We start from the raw sequence: 19,674 nt of genomic DNA on the forward strand, positions 1-19,674 counted from the left end.
TCTCTTTTCCTCTTTTATGAAGCAGGTCAAAATTCAGATTCCTTCCCTGGTTGAAAATATCCGCGTTGTAGAAAGCTTTATCGACAACTCGAAGGATACGTTTCACATCGACGACGATATTTACGGCAACATTATGGTGGCCGTCACGGAAGCCGTAAACAACGCCATCCGCCACGGCAATAAGTTCGATAAGGACAAGAACGTGTTCCTGTCCTTGTTTGTGGAGCCAGACCGGGTGAAGTTTGAGATTGAGGATGAAGGCACGGGTTTCGACTACACCAATCTCTCGGACCCCACGGCCCCCGAAAACTTGGAGAACCCTGGTGGCCGCGGCATCTTCCTGATCCGCCACCTAGCCGATGAAGTGGAGTTCCAGAAGGATGGCCGCCATGTGCAGCTGACCTTCATGCTGCCCACGCCCGCCACGGAAGCTGAACAGACTTCGACTATCAACGGGGCCGAAACGACGGCTCACTAAACATTTTCTGTTGCCATGAGCGACCTGCCTACTGAGCACGATGAGTTAGAGGACGCAGATGATTTCGGCGGCGAAAGCCACGGCATCGAGTTCATGGTGGAGGATGTGGAATTTGAGCTGGCTGATGCCCAGGACCTAACGTCCTGGATTGAGCGCGTGGCTGAAGTACACGAGCACGAAATCGTGCAGCTCACCTATATCTTCTGCTCCGATGAGTACCTGCACAAGGTGAATGTGGAGTACCTTGACCATGACACCTACACCGACGTCATCACCTTCGACAACGCCGACGACGCCGACATCATTGAGGGCGACATCTTTATTTCGGTGGATCGAGTACGTGAAAATGCCCTCACCCACGGCGTTACGTTCCGCGACGAGTTGCACCGCGTTATGATTCACGGCGTACTGCATCTGCTCGGCTACGCCGATAAAGACCTGCTCAGCCAGACCGCCATGCGCAAAAAGGAAGACGACTGCCTGTTATTGCGCACATTTTAGAGTGTGTTGCTTTACTAGATCAAAACGCCCGCCATCTGGTGGGCGTTTTTTGTTGACTGGTTGATGAATGAAAGAACGTCATGCAGAGCGGAGTATCCCTACCTCTGGCTAATCATATAGCATTGCAACGAAGCGGTAGAGATGCTTCGGCTTCGCTCAGCATGACGTTCTTTTGTATTCTGCCTATCCCGAATGCTCTGACTACTCTGTATGTCCGCTACTCCGCATCCTATCCGCATTATTCCCGGTCCGGCGCTGGACTACTACCTTGGCCAGGGCTATTACCGCATGCACCAGGACCTGTTTACCTGCCGGTTCTTACCCATCGAAAACCAGCTGTATACAGTGCATTGGTTGCGGCTGGAACTGGCCCGCGTGCACTACGGTCCCGAGCAACGCCGCCTGCTACGCCTAGCCGAGCGGTTTACGGTGGTACGGCGGCCGTTCCGGCTCACGGCCGAGTTGGAGGAACTTTACGCCGCCTACCGCCAGTCCATCACCTTCGATGCGCCGCCCACGGTGGAGGCCTTTTTGCTGGCCGGCTCCACCCATAACGTGTTCAGCACCGAGGTGTTGGAAATCCGGGACGGGGTGCGGCTGGTGGCGGCCGGCATCTTTGATGTGGGAGCCCGCACGCTGGCCGGCATTATGAATTTCTACCACCCCGAGTACCGCAAATTCAGCCTCGGCAAGGTGCTGATGCTGCTGAAACTGGAGCACGCCTGCGCTCTGGGACACTACTATTACTACCCCGGCTACGTAGTCCACAACTACCCCAAGTTCGACTACAAACTGTTCCCCTGCCCGGCCGCCACGGAGGTATTTGACTGCCTGACCGCACAGTGGCTGCCGTTTTCTTGGCCTGAAGTCAACCGCCAAGCCGCCGAGTTGCTGGCCGACTGGAACGAGGACGACTTCGCGCCCGACGATGAAGCATAAGCCCCGGGCCGCGCAATAACGCGCCGTACTGCGTATCTTTGCGCACGTTTTGAGCGTGTTGCGTGGGGCGTTCGGCTACGGTTTTCCTGACAAAGCGCCTGCCACCTGCGGGCGTTTTCTGCTTAACCGTAGCGCGAACTTTCCCCTTGGTGCAAGCTGTTTCCTGCAAACGGTCTGCGCAACGCAGCGTCGGTCAGCCGAATTGGTTGGCTACCAGCAACACGCCGCTCAAACTGCCCAGTTGGCTTAAATCTGCGAATTCATGTTTCAGCAAGAAGAATACGATGTCATTGTAGTAGGAGCCGGGCATGCCGGCTGCGAGGCCGCCGCCGCGGCTGCCAACATGGGCTCCAAAGTCCTGCTGGTGACGATGAACATGAACACCATCGCGCAGATGTCGTGCAACCCGGCCATGGGCGGGGTGGCCAAGGGCCAGATTGTGCGCGAGGTGGACGCGCTGGGCGGCCAGTCGGGCCTCATCACCGACAAAACCATGATTCAGTTCCGGATGCTGAACCGCTCCAAAGGCCCCGCCATGTGGAGCCCCCGGGCGCAGAGTGACCGGATGCGGTTTGCTGAGGAGTGGCGCATGACGCTGGAGCAAACCCCCAACGTGGATTTCTGGCAGGAAGCCGTCATGGGCCTCGTGGTGGAAGAGGGCGCGTGTGTGGGCGTGAAAACCCAGCTCGGCATCGAGTTCCGGGGCAAGTCGGTGGTACTCACCAACGGCACGTTCCTCAACGGCCTCATCCACATCGGGGAGAAGCAGTTTGGCGGTGGCCGGGCGGCCGAGAAAGGGAGTACCGGCATCACGGAGCAGCTGATTGAGCTGGGCTTTGAGGCCGGCCGCATGAAAACCGGCACCCCGCCCCGCGTGGACGGCCGCTCGCTCGACTACAGCAAAATGGAGGAGCAGGCCGGCGACGCCGAGCCCAGCAAATTCAGCTACCTCGACACGCCCGCCCTGCGCAACCAGCGCCCGTGCTACATCACCTACACCAACCCAGAGGTGCACGAAATCCTGAAGGAGGGCTTCGAGAAGTCGCCGATGTTCCAGGGCCGCATCAAGGGCCTGGGGCCGCGCTACTGCCCGTCGGTGGAGGACAAAATCAACCGCTTCGCCGACAAGGACCGCCACCAGATTTTTGTAGAACCGGAAGGTTGGTCCACGGTGGAAGTGTACGTGAACGGCTTTAGCTCTTCGTTGCCCGAGGACGTGCAGTACCGCGCCCTGCGCAAAATTGCCGGCTTCGAGAATGCCAAGATGTTCCGGCCCGGCTACGCCATTGAGTACGACTTCTTCCCGCCGACCCAGCTCCAGCTCACCCTGGAAACCAAGCTGATCCAGAACCTCTACTTCGCGGGCCAGATCAACGGCACCACGGGCTACGAGGAGGCCGCCTGCCAGGGCCTGATGGCCGGCATCAACGCCCACAACAAGGTGCACGGCAAAGCGCCCTTCGTGCTCAAGCGCAGCGAGGCCTACATTGGCGTGCTCATCGACGACCTTGTGAACAAGGGCACCGACGAGCCCTACCGCATGTTCACGAGCCGCGCCGAGCACCGCCTGCTGCTGCGCCAGGACAACGCCGACCTGCGCCTCACGCCCCTGGGCTACGAGCTGGGGCTGGCTTCGGAGGAGCGCATGCAGCTGGTGCGCGAAAAGGAGCAGCAGACCAAGGAAGTTGCCAAGCTGCTGAAGAACTTCGGCATCGAGGCTGCGGACATCAACCCCTGGCTCACGGAAATCGGGTCGGCCGTTATCAGCGAGAAAACCCGCGCCGTGAACCTACTGCGCCGTCCCGGCATCGACCTGCCGGCCCTAGCCCGTGTGCTGCCCGAACTCACCCTGGCCCTGGCCCCGTACCGCCCCGACGCGCTGGAGCAGGCCGAAATTCTGGTGAAGTACGAGGCTTACCTGGAGAAGGAGCACCAACAGGCCGCCCGCGTGCAGGAGCTGGAAAACTTCGTGATTCAGGGCCGCCTCGATTACACCGCCATGCCCGCCCTCTCGCACGAAGCCCGCGAGAAGCTGCTCAAGATTCAGCCCGAAACCCTGGGCCAGGCCAGCCGCATCAGCGGCGTGAGCCCCGCCGACGTGTCAGTGTTGATGGTGTATTTGGGGCGTTAAGAACGGCGTCATCCTGAGCAACCCGAACGTCATTCCGAGTGCAGCGAGGAATCTCGCGTGCTGATGTTGGGTTACCATTGCAACATCAGCACGCGAGATTCCTCGCTGCACTCGGAATGACGTTCTTACTAATGACGTTCTTGTTATCAAAGCCGGCCGCCGTTTCTTTCCGAAACGGCGGCCGGTTTGGTTTTGTACCTTCGCCTTGCGGCTGGCTTCTCTGCGCAGGCCGGTTGTCGCAATCAGCGAAATCAACATAATCAGCGAGCATCTGTGATTTACGAGCGTTTGGAGAAGTGCCCGGTTTGCGGCAAAACGGAGTTTCGCAACAAGCTGGTGGTGGAGGATAAGTCAGTCAGCAAGGAGAGTTTCGCCATTCAGCAGTGCGAAGCGTGCACGTTCCGGTTCACCAACCCGCGGCCCGACGCCGCCCACATCGGCCGTTACTACGAGTCGGACGAGTACGTGTCGCACAACAGCGGGGCAGGAGGGGTCATCAACCAGGCTTACAAAGTGGCCCGCTACTTTACCATGCGCCGCAAGGTGGCCCTGGTAAATCAGCGCGCCAGCAAGGGCCGTCTGCTCGACTACGGCTGCGGCACGGGCCATTTCCTGGCCGCCGCCAAGGCCGACGGCTGGCAGGTAGCCGGCTGGGAGCCCAACGCCCGCGCCCGGGAGGAAGCCACCGAGCGGGTGGGCCAGCCCATCGGCACCGAGAGCCTGGTGCAGTTTCAGCCCGCCAGCTTTGATGCTATTACGCTCTGGCACGTGCTGGAACACGTTCATAGCCTGAACGAAACCCTCGCGCAGCTCATCAGCTTGTTGAAGCCCGACGGTACACTCGTCATTGCCGTGCCCAACGTGGACAGCCTCGACGCCCAGCACTACCGCCAGGACTGGGCCGCCTACGACGTACCGCGCCACCTTTATCATTTCAGCCCCAAAACCATGACCCACCTGCTCAAAAAGCACAAAATGCAGGTGGTGGAAGTGCTGCCCATGCCGCTGGATGCCTATTACGTGAGCATGCTCAGCGAAAAGCACCGCGCCGAGCGGGGCGGCGGGATGCTCACCGTGCTCAAAGCCGGCTACAAATCGAACCAGTACGCCGCCCAGCACGAAGGCCAGTACAGCAGTCTGATTTACGTGGTGCGCAAACGCTAAACGGTAGGGTAGGGGAGAGGCTATCCGGCTGACACAAAACGTCTTGTTATTCCGAGCGGAGCGAGGAATCTGGGTTACGCCATTAGGCATCCGGGATTCCTCGCTTCGTTTGGCAGGTTAAGTAGCGGCCGGGCCTGACAGTTTTAGGCCGGAGCCGCGTTACAGCGTGTACCTTCGAAGCTCGGAAACGCCGGCCCGGTCGTTGCCGAACCTCGTCACCCTTTCCAACCTGCTTCCCGCGATGCTCCGACCTGCCTGCGCCCGCGCTTCCTTATTTTTAGTAGTAGCCGCAGCGGCGGGACTGAGCGGCTGCGCGGCCATCAGCTCGCCCGAGGGCGGCATTCGGGACACGATTCCGCCCAAGCTGGTGCGCACGGTACCGGCCAACGGCACCCGCAACTACCAGGGACAGTCGGTGCGGCTGGAATTCTCGGAGCAGGTGCAGCTGAAGGAGCTGGCCAAGAACCTCATCGTAGCCCCGTTGCTTTCTGACGACAACCCTTATAAGGTGCGCGAAGACCGCACCTCCATCACCCTCACCTTCGACAAGGCGCTGGCCCCGAATACCACCTATTCCTTTAACTTCGGCACCGCCATCAGCGACATTACGGAGAGCAATCCGGCTGCCAAGGCCGTGGTCAGCTTCAGCACTGGCCCCGAGCTGGACTCGGCCTCGGTGCGGGGCACGGTGGTGGATGTGCTGAGCCAACAGCCGGTAGAAAATGTGGCCGTGGTGCTGTATCCTGAAGCCGACACGGCCAACGTACGTCGGGGCCGCCCCACCTACCTGGCCCGCACCGACAAGGCTGGCCAGTTCGAGCTGAATTACCTGAAGGCCGGCCAGTACCAGGCGTACGCCTTGGCCGATAAAAACCAGAACAACCGCTACGAAGAGCCCGAGCGCATCGGCTACCTGCCCGGCCTGCTCACCGTGGGCGGCCCCGCTTCCGACAGCCTGCGCTTCGTGCTCACCCGCCCCGACACGCGCCGCCCGCTGGTAACTACTCAGAAACCCGAGCCTACGAGCTACCGCGTGAGCTACACCGAAGGCATAGTGCAAACTACTCTGGCCCCGCTGGGCGCGGCAGCTACGCCTCTTCTGAACGAGGCCGTACAGCTGGCGGAGCGAGGCCGCACCGCCGTCCTCTACCGCATCCCTGAGCTGTCCGAAGGCCGCTACCTGCTCACGGCCACCGACAGTGCCGGCAACGTAGGGCGCGACACGATTAACGTGCGCTTCCAGGGGAACGCGCCGGCTAAGCGTGGGGCAGCTTATACAGTGGAAGGCAACCCGCGCGAGGTGTACCGCCAAGGCCAGGTGAAGTTCGTGTTCAACGAGCCGGTGCGCATAGCTCCTGACAGGCCCATTGGTACACTGACGGAAGACTCCCTGAAGCGGCGGCCTTTGCGGCTGCCACAGGATGGCACCCTCAGCCTCGGCCGCACCGAGCTGGCCCTGAACCTGAACACCAACGCCCGCAAAATCGTCACGTTTCAGCTCGACAGCACGGCCATCCGTAGTATTACGGGGCAGTCGTTGGGGCTGAAGCCGCTCCGGCTGCGCGTGGTGGAGCAAACCAGTACCGGCACGCTCAGCGGCCCCGTCCAGACCACCGCCAAGCGGTATTGGGTGCAGCTGCTGGAAGCCAACGGGCAGATCCAGACCACCCTCGATTCGCCCAAAGGCACCTACCGTTTCGATAACCTGCAGCCTGGCACCTACCGCCTGCGCATACTCATCGACCAGAACGGGGACGGCCGCTGGCAGGGCGGTGACCCACAACTGCGCCAGCTGCCCGAGCCGGTAGTGCTATTTCCCAAAACCATTCAGGTGCGCTCCAACTTCGATAACGTGGAATCCTTAAGCTTCTAGCATTTCGTTTTCCGCTTTTCCCGCCCGATTCCGCTCTGCCGGAATCGGGCTTTTTTGTAGTGGCCGGTGGCGCGGTTACCGGATGATTCGGGTAAGCTGCCGGTCCTGTGCGGCTCCTGGCCGGCAGTTCCGGCAGCCCCTCTTAAAAGTGCAAATAGCTACTCTATAGATTTGTCTTTCCAAAGATATCCACACCCCAAAAGTGCGCCTATGATTCAGCAGGTCGGTTTCTAGTTTTCCCGAAACTACTATCCACATAAGTTATCCACCCTAATCGGCGTAAGCGGCGTAACCTGTGGATAATAGTGGGGAAACCTGGGGATAACCCGTGGAGAACTTGCGGACAAGTTTTTTTGCATCTGAGCCGGCTAGCACACCCTCTTGGTCATGTACAAAACCTGTGGATAGCCGTGGATAACTATCCCCCGAAAATCCCACAATCCACACACCTGTGTGGATGTGGATTGTGGATTTCTGGATAACTACTGTGGATTGTGAAAAACCTATTTAAGTAACTGATAACATGTTATTTACTATCCACATACCCTGTTGATAGACGGTGTATAACTCTGCTTTTGTACACATGTTATCCCCGCCGTGGATAACCATTAATTCTTATCCACTTATGAACACCCCTAACGACAGAGATAAAAAGAGATTTTTAAATAAAAGATTTTTTAAAAGTTATTAACCTGTGGAAAAGCCAGCCGGGTTTCCGGTCAGCCAGTTCAGGAAGAAAAGCCGGGTTTAGCCTGAGTAGGCTGTTAGGGCCAGCCGCAGGTTGTGCGGGAAGCACGGTTGACTAAACCAGCAGCTCCGGGAACAGCATCCGGCATCTAGCAGCTTCTGTCTGCGTACTCGGCAGCGAATGGGTTTTCCGCAGTTCTCATGTAGACAACCAGTGTGGGTAATCCGGTCCAACATGCTAGATGCGGCTGCCAGCGCCAATCGTGTTGATAAGATATTGGTTATCAACATATACAGGATATTTATCCACCATGCAGCGGGTATTGAGTAAAGTGGAAGGCAGCCATAGGCTGGCAACCGGCGTATAGGGAGATGCGCCTGTTCTGCCCTTTCCGGTTTCCCACCTATGCCTTTCAATTATCAACAGGATTTCCACACCGTTAATTTCCGCCAGCACCCGGAACATTACCGCGTGGGCAAAGGCGAGCAGGGCGTGCTACTGGTGCAGCCTTATAAAGGCGAGATTCTGCCCCACTGGCGCTTCCGCACTCCTTCGGTGGCCCGGGAGTCTTCAGAGCAGATCTACGCGCTGTTTGAGGCCTACTTGAAGGCTAATGACTTTGTGGGCGCCGACATGGCCCGCAAGTTTCTGCAGATGGGCTTTACGCGGGCAAGGCGTTATGCCAACCACAGAGGTGGCAAGAAGTACGACGGCCCCGTACCCGATGACAAGAAAGGGCAGAGTGGCAGCCACGGTCGCGCCGAGTTGCCCCGCTCTCCCGAAGACCCGGAAAAGGCCGAAGCCGCCGCCATTTTTAAACGCAAGTGGGACGAGGCCAAGCAACACCCCGACTATCTCCGTCAGCGCGCCGAATTTGAAGCGCGCTACGGCAAATAAGAGCTGAAATGTAAAGCATAAGGTATGAATTGAGCTGTTTAAGGCGTTTTACTCTCGTCTTTACTGCATAGTTCAAACCTCATCTCTCATAACTCAGCTTCCGAAAACCTACCTTTACGCCTACTCAACTCCTACCTTTTTCCCGAACTGGCTATGACGACTCCAGCCCAACCCTCCAGCACCGAAGAAAACGAAATCAGCCTCGGCACCGGCATGGGCCCGCTCAAGTTTGGCGCTTCCATGGATGAGGTGCGCGCCCTGATGGGTGAGCCCGAAGAAATTGAAGAGTCGGAAGACGACGACGAGTTTGAGCACCAAGCTTGGAACTACCTCGAAGAAGGCTACTCCCTGTATTTTGACCGGGAAGACGACTACCGCCTGAGCTGCATCGAGACGGACCACCCCGGCATGCGCCTCTACGGCGAGGCCATCCATGGCAAAAGCCCCGAGGAAATCCAGGAGCTCATGAAGCGCCACGGCCACGAACACAGCGAAATCGAGAAAATGGACACCGGCGAGATGCGCATCTCCTACGAAAAGGAAATGATTGACCTCTATTTCGACGACGAGGAGCTGCAGTTTGTCAACTTCGGTGTGTTCATAAACGACGACCTAGACGTGCAATGGCCTGCCTAGATCTTAGTTATCCACAAATTAGCTTGTTTTTAGTGTTGATAAGTGGATAAGATGCTAAGTATCGGGAGTTTTCAACAGTTTTTCCCAACGCGGGAGGTTTTGCTAGTAGTACTAGCACGCTGCTGATAATCAGGTAAAAAACAAAAAAGCCGCCCCGGTAACGGAGCGGCTTTTTTGTGTGATTTCAAGAGCAGGTTGCGCTGCCCTATGGTGCTTAGCTCGGAATGATGGCCCGGAATAGCAGGAACAATCCGCCGGCCAGCGTCATCGTCACGGGTAGGGTGAGTACCCAGGCCAGGGCAATGTTGCGGATCATCTGGGGGTTCAGGTTCTTGATGCCGCGGTTGGCCACCATGCTGCCGGCAATGGCCGACGACAGGACGTGGGTGGTAGAAACAGGCAGGCCGAACTGGGTGTTCACTCCAATCATGGCGGCGGCTACCAGTTCCGACGACGCACCCTGCGCGTACGTCAGGTGCTCCTTCCCGATTCGCTCCCCGATGGTTTTCACGATGCGCTTCCAGCCCACCATCGTACCAATACCCAAGGACAGGGCCACCATGAAGGAAACCTCCCAGGGCGCGTAGTCCGTGAAAGTGCGCATCTGCTTGATGCTGTCCTCGAAGGTGGTGCGGTCGGCGGTGCTCAGGGGCACTTTGTCGCTGGAGGTAAGTTTCTTGGCGCGGTTGTTCAGCAACAGAATGGCCTTGCGGATTTCGAAGCGGGCCGTTTCGGGCAGTTGCTTCACGTCGGTTTTACCGGCGAAAATCTGGTCCAGTGTGCTTGTCTGGGTCCGGATGTCGGCCAGCAGCTTGCTGTCGGCTTCGCTCAGGCCGTTCACGTTCACCTTGTTCATCACCATTTCCACGTTGGTCAGCGACGCGCGCATATCCAGCGGGTTCAGCTTGGAGTTCAGGGCAAAGTGAATGGGCACGATGCCGATGAGAATCAGCATGATCAGGCCCACGCCCTTCTGGCCGTCGTTGGAGCCGTGGAAGAAGCTCACCAGCGTGCAGGTGGCAATCAGAATCAGACGAATCCAGAGGGGTGGCGGCTTGCGCTTGTGGGGCTCTTTAAAGATGGACTTGTTGGCCACAAACCGCTTCAACAGAAACATCATGATGATGGTCAGCGAGAAGCCGAAGATGGGGCTGATCAGCAGAGAAGCCATGGTTTCGCCGGCTTTGCCCCAGTTCACGGCTGCTCCGTTCGACTCGGGCAGCAGGGAGTAGGCAATGCCCACGCCTAAGATGGACCCAATGAGGGCGTGCGACGACGACGAGGGCAGGCCGTAATACCAGGTGCCTACGTTCCAGATGATGGCCGCAATGATAAGCGCGCCCACCATAGCAATGCCGTGGTACACGTTCTGATCTACGAGGCTTTCCACCGGCAGCAGGTACACGATGCCCATGGCCACCGCAATACCGCCCGTAAGCACCCCGATGAAGTTCCAGAAGCCCGACCACACCACGGCCACCCAGGGCCGCAGCGTGTTGGTGTAAATCACCGTAGCCACCGCGTTGGCCGTATCGTGGAAGCCGTTTACAAATTCAAACGCGCAGGCTGCTACCAGACAGGCAATCAGCAGCAGCAGCACATGAGGCTCTAAGCCAAACATAAAGGGGGGATTGGTGAAGATTCAGTTTTCGGCAACCAAAGGTACTGCCGCCCTAAGGGGGCGCAAGATTATGAAATTGTTACCGCACTGCCCCGATGGCCGGCCGGTTGAGCCGCTAAACGCAGGCGGCCAGCATTGGTTGAGGTGGGCCGGGGTAGGCAAGATAAAATCCTGACAGGCAGTCTGTCCGGGCTATTTCTGCGGCCCTGGCTAGGCTACTAGCGTGGGCTTTAGCTACTTTTGCCCAGATTCAGAAGTGAGAATCGAGAAGTAAGAGGTGAGAAAGGAAACGGCACCTGAGGCCGAAGTACCCACAAACCGGTTCAACTCTCAGTTCTCACTTCTCGCCTCTCACTTCTCTATACAGTATGAGCAACGAGCAGAAACCCGCCGCCACAGCCGAAAACACCCTGGCTGATATCGTGTCGCACGCCAAGGAATACGGCTTCGTATTCCCTTCCTCGGAAATCTACGACGGTCTGGCCGCCGTGTACGACTACGGCCCCAACGGCGTGGAGCTCAAGAACAACCTCAAGCAGCTCTGGTGGAAGGCCATGACCCAGCTCAACCAGAACGTGGTAGGCATTGATGCGGCCATCTTCATGCACCCGCTTACCTGGAAAGCCTCCGGCCACGTCGATGGCTTTTCGGACCCGATGATTGACAACCTCGACAGCAAGAAGCGCTACCGCGCCGACGTGCTGCTGGAAGACAAAGCCGCCGAATACGAAAAGAACGGCGAGCTGGCCCGTGCCGAAACCCTGCTGGCCGAAATGGGCCGCCTGCTCACGGCCGAGGACCTGGCCGGGGTGAAGCAGCTCATCATCGATGAGAAAATCATCTGCCCGGTTTCCAAAACTGGCAACTGGACCGATGTGCGCCAGTTCAACCTGATGTTCTCGACCCAGATCGGGGCCGTGGCTGAGGGCTCGAACCAGATTTACCTGCGCCCCGAAACGGCTCAGGGCATCTTCGTGAACTTCCTGAACGTGCAGAAGTCGGCGCGCCAGAAGGTGCCGTTTGGTATTGCCCAGATCGGGAAGGCCTTCCGCAACGAGATTGTGGCCCGGCAGTTCATCTTCCGCATGCGGGAGTTCGAGCAGATGGAAATGCAGTTCTTCGTGCGCCCTGGCACCGAGGGCGAGTGGTACGACAAGTGGAAGGCTACCCGTCGCCGTTGGCACGAGGTAATGGGCCTGCCCGCCGAAAAGCTCCGCTTCCACGACCACGAAAAGCTGGCCCACTACGCCAAGGCGGCCGTGGATATCGAGTATGAATTCCCCTTCGGCTTCAAGGAAATCGAGGGCATCCACTCCCGCTCCGACTTCGACCTGACCCAGCACCAGACGCTGAGCCGCAAGAAGCAGAACTACTTCGACAACGACATCAACCCCGAAACCGGCAAGCCCTACGGTAACTACGTGCCCTACGTGGTAGAAACCTCGGTAGGCGCCGACCGCCTGTTCCTGGCCACGCTCTGCCAGGCGTTTCAGGAGGAAACCATTACGGAAGGCGAAGGCGAGGAGCAGAAAACCAAAACCCGCAAGCTGCTGCGCCTTCACCCGGCCGTGGCCCCGGTGAAGGCTGCCATCTTCCCGCTGGTAAAAAAGGACGGTCTGCCCGAGAAGGCCAACGAAATCTACAACCAGCTGCACTTTGATTTCCGGGTGGTGGTAGAGGAGAAAGACAGCATCGGCACACGCTACACTCGCCAGGACCTCATCGGTACGCCCTTCTGCATTGCCGTTGACCACCAGACGCTGGAGGATAACACCGTGACCGTGCGCCACCGCGACTCCCGCGAGCAGACCCGCATGGCTATTTCGGAACTGCGTAGCTACATTGGGGAAGCCGTGAGCCTCTCTCGTATTTTCGAGCAGTTGTAGGGGTGAGTACCTATAAAAACCAGAAAGGCCGCCGGAGCAATCCGGCGGCCTTTCTGCGTATAAGGGTGGTGTGTGACAAGGCTAGTTCTCGCTCAGCCACTGGGTAGCGTCGCGGCGGGAGGTGAAGTAGTTGAACTCCACGCGGGCCGGGGGCCGGGTGGTGGAGGCAATGGAGTTGCCCACCTGGTACTGGTATTGGCCTTCAGATACCACGGCCGCAATGAACAGCGGCCGGTGGGCCTGCTCAGCCAGCATATCGGCGAGGGGGCCGAGTAGCTCGTCGGCTTCGTCGGTGGGTGGGGCGTTGCGTTTGAGGTCCAGCAGGAGCTTGCCCACGTTCTGGGCCAGCATTTCCTCCAGGGCACGCTGATACGCCTGACCAAACGACACCGACAAGCGGGTGGCATTGTAGCTCAAGTGTAAAGTCTCAGAAACCGGATTGTAGGTCAAAGACGCATCCGGGGAATTGTACAAAGTCATGACAAAGGGAAAATAACAAGCAATGCGCAGAATAATGCTATTATTTAATATCGCAACGCATTGAAGGTGGTATACTTACGATATATAAGTCATAAAATGTTCCCTATATTCTGAATAAAAATTGGATTTTCCAACTAGCGGTGCTGGGCAAACTGCTCTTGGCAGGCGGGGTTACTGGCTGAGGCTCACCGCATAGCTGACCGGGGTTGCGTACCTTTGCTGCATTTTACCGGCCTATGTGGAGAAACCTCGCCTTGTTCGTCATCAAAAACCGTCGCCTGCTGGTTGGGCTGCTGGCCCTCATCACCGTATTCATGGGCTGGCAGGCCCGGAAGATTGAGATGACTTACGACTTTGCCCAAGTGGTGAGCCCCACCGACCCGGACATGGTGTATTTCCAGCAGTTCAAGCGCACCTTCGGGGAGGACGGTAACGTGCTGGTGCTGGGTATGCAGGATAGCTCGGTGTACCGGCTGGGCAACTTTAATGAGTTGCGCACCCTCACCGACACGCTTAGCCGGGTAGAAGGGGTAAACGGGATTCTGGGCGTGACGCGGCTACCAAGGTTGGTGAAGGACACGGCTACCCAGACCTTCCGGGCCGAGCCGATTTTTCGCAATTTCCCCCGCACGCAGCCCGAGTTGGATTCGCTGATGCGGGTGGTGAATGCCCAGGAATTCTACAAAGGCCAATTGATTTCGCCTACCACCGGGGCCACGCTGCTGGCCCTGACGATGGACCCCAAGTACCTGAATTCCAGTCGACGCGAGGCCGTGATGCAGGAAATTTTGGGCCACGCCGAGCGGTTTCAGCAGAAAACGGGCATCAAGATGCACTACGCCGGCCTGCCCTACGTGCGGGCCACGATGACCACCAAGGTGGCGTCGGAAATGAAGCTGTTCGTGGCCCTCACTATTGTGATGATGGCCGTCACACTACTCATGTTCTTCCGGACGTGGTCGGCAGTGGTATTTCCGTTGCTGATTGTGCTGATTGTGGTTACCTGGTGCATCGGCTCAATGGTGCTGATGGGCTACAAGATCAACCTGCTCACGGGGCTGATTCCGAGTATCATCATCGTCATTGGCATTCCCAACTGTACCTACCTGCTCAGCCGCTACCATTACGACTACCGCAAATCGGGAAATCAGGTGCTGGCTATGGCCCGAGTGGTGCGTAAAATCGGACTGGTCACGCTTATGAACAACACCACCACGGCCATCGGATTCGTGGTGTTCTGCTTCACCAACATTGCCATCCTCTATCAGTTCGGACTGGTAGCCACGGTCAATATTTTCGTAGCCTTTGCGGTATCGTTTATTCTGATGCCGATTGTGTTCACCATTCTGCCGCCGCCCACACCCAAGCAGCTGGAGCACCTGGAGGCCAAGCCGCTGATGAAGCTGCTGGAATTCTTCGATTACTTGGTATTAGAGCGCCGCCGGACGGTGTACCTGGCGGCCCTGGCTTTTATGGTACTGGCCTCGTTTGGGGTGGCGAAGGTGAAATCGGTATCCTACATGGTGGATGATTTGCCCAAAGACTCGTCGGTAAATTCCGATCTGAAGTTTTTCGAGCAGCATTTCAACGGTGTGATGCCCCTGGAAATGGTGGTAGATACGGGCCGGCCCAAGGGAATTCTTAAGTTGAAAAATCTGGAGCGTATTGACCGGCTGGAGAAGTTTCTGCGCACGCAGCCGGTTCTGACCACCCCGGTCAGCATCGTGACGTTCCTGAAGGCCGCCACGCAGTCGTTCTACAACGGTGACCCTGCGTACTACCGCCTGCCCGACAACGACGAGAAGAATTTTGTGCTGAGCTATCTGGCTCGCTCCCAATCGGTAGAAGGTGGAGAAGGTCAGCTAACCAACAAGCTGCTGCGCTCCTTTACCGATAGCACCGGCCAGCGGGCCCGTATTTCGCTGAAAATTGCCGACATCGGCTCCCACAACCTCGACACGCTCATCAACAACCGTATCAAACCCGAAATCGACAAGATTTTCAAGGAAACGGGTATGAGTGTAAAGTTGACGGGCACAACCATCATCTTTACCAAAGGCAACGAATACCTGATTGGTACGCTCAAGGAAAGCCTACTGATTGCCTTTGCGCTGGTAGGGCTGGTGGTGCTGATTCTGTTTCGCAGCATTCGGGCGGTGTTCTTTACACTGCTGCCCAACTTTTTCACGCTGCTGCTTACGGGCGGCATTATGGGCTACTTCGGCATCCCGCTCAAGCCCAGCACGGCCCTGATTTTTAGTATTGCGCTGGGCATTGATGGCGACAACTCCATCCATCTGCTGGCCAAGTTCCGGCAGGAAATGGCCGTGAACGGGCGCCGCGTGAAGGCCGCCATCAGCACCACCCTGAGCGAGGCGGGTACCAGCATGATTTACACCAGCATCGTGCTGTTTCTGGGCTTCTCGGTGTTTGCCTTCTCAGAGTTTGGCGGCACGAAGGCCCTGGGCCTGCTGATGTCGGCCAGCCTGCTCATCACCAACTTCTCCAACCTGATTCTGCTGCCCTGCCTGCTGGTCACCTTCGAGCACGGCGTGGATGAAGAAACCATCGACCAGTCGGGTATCAAGCACTACGACGACAACTACCACGAGGAAGACGACGACCTGGAGCTCAACCTGAGCCGCATGCAGGTGCAGCCGAAACTGAACGGTTAGTATGAACCAACGTCATGCTGAGCTTGCCGAAGCATCTCGCGTGCTGACACAGGATTACCAACTTAACATCAGCACGCGAGATGCTTCGGCAAGCTCAGCATGACGTGCTGATAGTTACTACTACAAGCAAAGAAATGAACTACCCCGAATTCAAGCAGCCGCTCAACTACGGCCAGGTCGGCACCGATATCCTGGCGTGGTGGAAGCAGAACGGCATCTTTGAGAAAAGCGTGAGCACCCGCGAAGGGCAGCCCACGTTCGTGTTTTACGAGGGCCCGCCTTCGGCCAACGGCGCCCCCGGCATCCACCACGTGATGGCCCGGACGGTGAAGGACATCTTCTGCCGCTACCAGACGCTGCTGGGCAAGCAGGTGCACCGCAAAGGCGGCTGGGACACCCATGGCCTGCCTATCGAGCTGCAGGTGGAAAAGGAGCTGGGTATCACCAAGGAAGATATCGGCAAGAAAATCAGCATCGAGGACTACAACCAGCGCTGCCGGGAGACTGTCATGCGCTTCAAGGCCCAGTGGGACGACCTCACCGAGAAAATGGGCTACTGGGTGGACCTCGACGACCCCTATATCACCTTCGAGCCCGAGTACATCGAGAGCTGCTGGGCGCTGCTCAAGAAGCTCTACGACAAGGGCCTGCTCTACAAAGGCTACACCATCCAGCCCTACTCCCCGGCCGCCGGCACCGGCCTGTCGTCGCACGAGCTCAACCAGCCCGGCACCTACCGCGACGTGAAGGACACGACGGTGGTGGCCCAGTTCAAGGTGAAGCGCGACGAGAAGTCGGAGCCGTTGTTTGGCAACGTGCAGCTCGATGAAGTGCCGTTGGCTGCCCTCTACGGCGACAATGCCTCGGAGCCGGACGTGTACATCTTGGCCTGGACGACTACGCCCTGGACCCTGCCCGCCAACACCGGGCTGGCTGTGGGCAAGAACATCCCGTACGTGCTGGTGAGCACCTTCAACCCCTACACCTACGCGCCCATCCGGGTGGTGCTGGCGGAGGCGCTGGTGGGCAAATACTTCTCGGAGAAGGGCAAAGAAGCTTCGTTTGAGGACTTCAAGCCCGGTGACAAAGTGCTGCCCTGGCGCATCGAAAACACCTTCAAAGGCGCCGACCTCGTGGGCATCAACTACGAGCGGCTGTTCGGCCAGAACAAAGGCTATCCGGCGTTTGAGGGCGAGGAAAACGCCTTCCGCGTCATCAACGGCGACTTCGTAACCACCGAGGATGGTACCGGCATCGTGCACATCTCGCCCACGTTTGGTGCCGATGACTTCCGGGCTGCCCAACTGGCCGGCGTGCCCGCCCTGCTGGTAGCCGACGACGAAGGCAAGCTCGGCCCCATCGTGGACCGCACGGGCCGCTACGTGGCCCAGATGGGCGAATTCGGCGGCCGTTGGGTGAAAAACTACGACGGCCACGATGAGTCGGACGCCGACTATAAGACTCTTGACGAAAGCATTGCCATCCGCATGAAAGGCGACGGCACGGCCTTCAAAGTGGAGAAGTACGAGCACACCTACCCGCACTGCTGGCGCACCGACAAGCCCGTGCTCTATTACCCGCTCGACTCCTGGTTTATCAAAACCACGGCGGTGAAAGACCGGCTCATCGAGCTCAACAAAACCATCAACTGGCAGCCCGCCAGCACCGGCACCGGCCGCTTCGGCAACTGGCTGGAAAACCTGGTGGACTGGAACCTGAGCCGCTCGCGCTACTGGGGCACGCCCCTGCCCATCTGGCGCACCCAGGACGGCTCGGAGGAAATCTGCATCGGCTCAATCGAGCAGCTGAACGCCGAAATCGAGAAGGCCGTCGCCGCCGAAGTCATGACCCACAACCCCTACCAGCTGGTGGACGGCAACTGGGTGATGGCCAACGGCTCGACGGACCAAACCGCCAAAATCGACCTGCACCGGCCCTACGTGGACGACATCTTCCTGGTGTCGCCCTCGGGCCAGCCCATGTACCGCGAAACCGACCTCATCGACGTGTGGTTCGACAGCGGTGCCATGCCCTACGCCCAGTGGCACTATCCGATTGAAAACGAAGGGCAGTTCCAGAAGAACTTCCCCGCCGATTTCATTGCCGAAGGCGTGGACCAGACCCGCGGCTGGTTCTTCACCCTGCACGCGCTGGCCGTGATGCTGGAAGACTCGGTGGCCTACAAAAACGTGATGGCCAACGGCTTGGTATTGGACAAGAACGGTAACAAGATGAGCAAGCGCCTCGGCAACGCCGTGGACCCGTTTGCCACCATCCAGCAGTTCGGCCCCGACGCCACGCGCTGGTACATGATTGCCAACGCCCAGCCCTGGGACAACCTCAAGTTCGACGTGGCCGGTATCACGGAGGTGCAGCGCCGCTTCTTTGGCACGCTCTTCAACACCTACTCGTTCTACGCCCTCTACGCCAACCTCGACGGCTTCCAGGCCCGGGAGTTTGACCGCACGCCGCACGCCGAGCTAAGCGAGCTGGACCGCTGGATTCTGAGCAAGCTCCAGTCGCTGATTCTGGAAGTGCGCGGCCACTACGATAGCTACGACCCCACGAAGGCCGCCCGCGCCATCCAGGATTTCGTGACCGACCAGCTCTCCAACTGGCACGTGCGCCTCTCGCGCCGCCGCTTCTGGAAGGGCGAGCTGACCGCCGACAAGCGCGCCGCCTACGAAACCCTGCAGGAATGCCTGGTGGTAGTGTCGCAGCTCATGGCCCCGATTGCGCCCTTCTTCGCCGAGTGGCTCTACCAAAACATGACCAACGGCATGCGCGCCGAAGCCATCGAGCGCAACACCCCGCTGGCCGCCGAATCGGTGCACCTGACTTTGCTGGTGGAGGCCGACGAAGCCCGCATCGACAAGGCGCTGGAGGAGCGGATGGAGCTGGCTCAGCGCATTTCTTCGCTCACGCACTCGCTCCGCAAGAAGTCGGTGCTGAAGGTGCGGCAGCCGCTGCAGCGCATCCTGGTGCCGGTATTCAACGATTCCACCCGCGCCCAGGTGGCCTTGGTGGAAGATCTGATCTGCGCCGAGGTGAACGTGAAGCACGTAGAGTTCCTCGATGATGCCAGCGGCGTGCTGGTGAAGTCGGTGAAGCCCAACTTCAAGCGCCTAGGCCAGCAGTACGGCGCCAAGCTGAAAGCCGTGGGTGCCCGCATCCAGCAGATGAGCGCCGAGGAAATCAGCACCCTCGAAAAAACCGGTCAGCTGGCCGTGGAAATCGACGGCGAAGCCTACACCCTGGCCCCCGATGACGTGGAAATCCGCACCCAAGACCTGCCCGGCTGGCTGGTGGCCACCGATGGCCCCCTCACCGTGGCCCTTGACGTGACCCTGACCGACGAGTTGCGCCAGGAAGGCGTGGCCCGCGAGCTGGTGAACCGCCTCCAGAACCTGCGCAAAGACAGCGGCCTGGAAGTGCAGGACAAAATCCGGGTGACGCTGCAGCAGCAGCCCGAGCTGGAAGCCGCCGTGCAGTCGTTCGGCGGTTACATCCGTGAGGAAGTGCAGGCCCTGAGCCTGGATTTCGCCCCGGAAATCAGCGGCGGCGCGGTGCTGGAATTCGATGAGTTTTCCGTGCCGGTGCTGCTGAACGTAGCAACTGCCTAAGCCTCAGGAGCCAACCGCCGCCTTAAAAACGGCGGTTGGCACATCGGCGCACAAAGAACAGAGCCGGCCCTCAAATCCGGCT

13 protein-coding genes are annotated in these 19,674 nt (G+C 58.6%); 11 read left to right on the plus strand and 2 right to left on the minus strand.

What is annotated here, in order from left to right; all coding sequences use genetic code 11:
• Positions 1 to 16: 16 nt before the first annotated feature.
• The 8 genes from HSW_RS21825 to HSW_RS21860 all read left to right on the plus strand — a co-directional run bounded on the left by HSW_RS21825 (position 17) and on the right by HSW_RS21860 (position 9,307).
• The gene (locus tag HSW_RS21825) at positions 17 to 478 is read left to right on the plus strand and encodes an ATP-binding protein (RefSeq protein ID WP_044003862.1); all 462 of its coding nucleotides are present in this window, start codon (positions 17 to 19) and stop codon (positions 476 to 478) included.
• A gap of 15 nt (positions 479 to 493) precedes the next feature.
• On the plus strand, positions 494 to 979 hold the full coding sequence (gene ybeY, locus HSW_RS21830) for an rRNA maturation RNase YbeY (protein WP_081768558.1): 486 nt from the start codon (positions 494 to 496) through the stop codon (positions 977 to 979).
• A gap of 210 nt (positions 980 to 1,189) precedes the next feature.
• Positions 1,190 to 1,918, plus strand: a complete 729-nt coding sequence (locus HSW_RS21835; protein WP_081768559.1) for a GNAT family N-acetyltransferase — start codon at positions 1,190 to 1,192, stop codon at positions 1,916 to 1,918.
• A 262-nt stretch (positions 1,919 to 2,180) separates the two neighbouring features.
• Positions 2,181 to 4,049, plus strand: coding sequence for a tRNA uridine-5-carboxymethylaminomethyl(34) synthesis enzyme MnmG (mnmG, locus tag HSW_RS21840; protein ID WP_044003863.1), 1,869 nt, complete (start codon positions 2,181 to 2,183; stop codon positions 4,047 to 4,049).
• A 273-nt stretch (positions 4,050 to 4,322) separates the two neighbouring features.
• On the plus strand, positions 4,323 to 5,213 hold the full coding sequence (locus tag HSW_RS21845; protein ID WP_044003864.1) for a class I SAM-dependent methyltransferase: 891 nt from the start codon (positions 4,323 to 4,325) through the stop codon (positions 5,211 to 5,213).
• A 241-nt stretch (positions 5,214 to 5,454) separates the two neighbouring features.
• Complete coding sequence (locus tag HSW_RS21850; protein ID WP_044003866.1) at positions 5,455 to 7,086, plus strand: Ig-like domain-containing protein; 1,632 nt, start codon at positions 5,455 to 5,457, stop codon at positions 7,084 to 7,086.
• A 1,093-nt stretch (positions 7,087 to 8,179) separates the two neighbouring features.
• Positions 8,180 to 8,671, plus strand: coding sequence for a DUF4385 domain-containing protein (locus HSW_RS21855; protein ID WP_044003868.1), 492 nt, complete (start codon positions 8,180 to 8,182; stop codon positions 8,669 to 8,671).
• 153 nt (positions 8,672 to 8,824) lie between these two features.
• A complete protein-coding gene (locus tag HSW_RS21860; protein WP_044003870.1) occupies positions 8,825 to 9,307 on the plus strand; it encodes a hypothetical protein in 483 nt (160 codons plus the stop codon).
• A 214-nt stretch (positions 9,308 to 9,521) separates the two neighbouring features.
• Here the strand turns inward: HSW_RS21860 and HSW_RS21865 are convergent, their stop codons facing one another.
• On the minus strand, positions 9,522 to 10,928 hold the full coding sequence (locus HSW_RS21865) for an inorganic phosphate transporter (protein ID WP_044003873.1): 1,407 nt from the start codon (positions 10,926 to 10,928) through the stop codon (positions 9,522 to 9,524).
• A gap of 368 nt (positions 10,929 to 11,296) precedes the next feature.
• On the opposite strand from HSW_RS21865, the gene HSW_RS21870 reads away from it, so the two are divergent.
• Positions 11,297 to 12,814, plus strand: coding sequence for a glycine--tRNA ligase (locus tag HSW_RS21870; protein ID WP_044003875.1), 1,518 nt, complete (start codon positions 11,297 to 11,299; stop codon positions 12,812 to 12,814).
• 81 nt (positions 12,815 to 12,895) lie between these two features.
• Here HSW_RS21870 and HSW_RS21875 read toward each other — a convergent pair whose 3' ends face one another.
• Complete coding sequence (locus HSW_RS21875) at positions 12,896 to 13,294, minus strand: hypothetical protein (RefSeq protein WP_155833102.1); 399 nt, start codon at positions 13,292 to 13,294, stop codon at positions 12,896 to 12,898.
• 236 nt (positions 13,295 to 13,530) lie between these two features.
• Here HSW_RS21875 and HSW_RS21880 point away from each other — a divergent pair, with 236 nt between their 5' ends.
• On the plus strand, positions 13,531 to 15,969 hold the full coding sequence (locus HSW_RS21880; protein ID WP_044003880.1) for an efflux RND transporter permease subunit: 2,439 nt from the start codon (positions 13,531 to 13,533) through the stop codon (positions 15,967 to 15,969).
• A gap of 134 nt (positions 15,970 to 16,103) precedes the next feature.
• On the plus strand, positions 16,104 to 19,592 hold the full coding sequence (gene ileS, locus HSW_RS21885; RefSeq protein ID WP_044003881.1) for an isoleucine--tRNA ligase: 3,489 nt from the start codon (positions 16,104 to 16,106) through the stop codon (positions 19,590 to 19,592).
• The last annotated feature ends 82 nt before the right edge of the window (positions 19,593 to 19,674 follow it).

Source organism: Hymenobacter swuensis DY53 (assembly GCF_000576555.1).
Classification (GTDB): domain Bacteria; phylum Bacteroidota; class Bacteroidia; order Cytophagales; family Hymenobacteraceae; genus Hymenobacter; species Hymenobacter swuensis.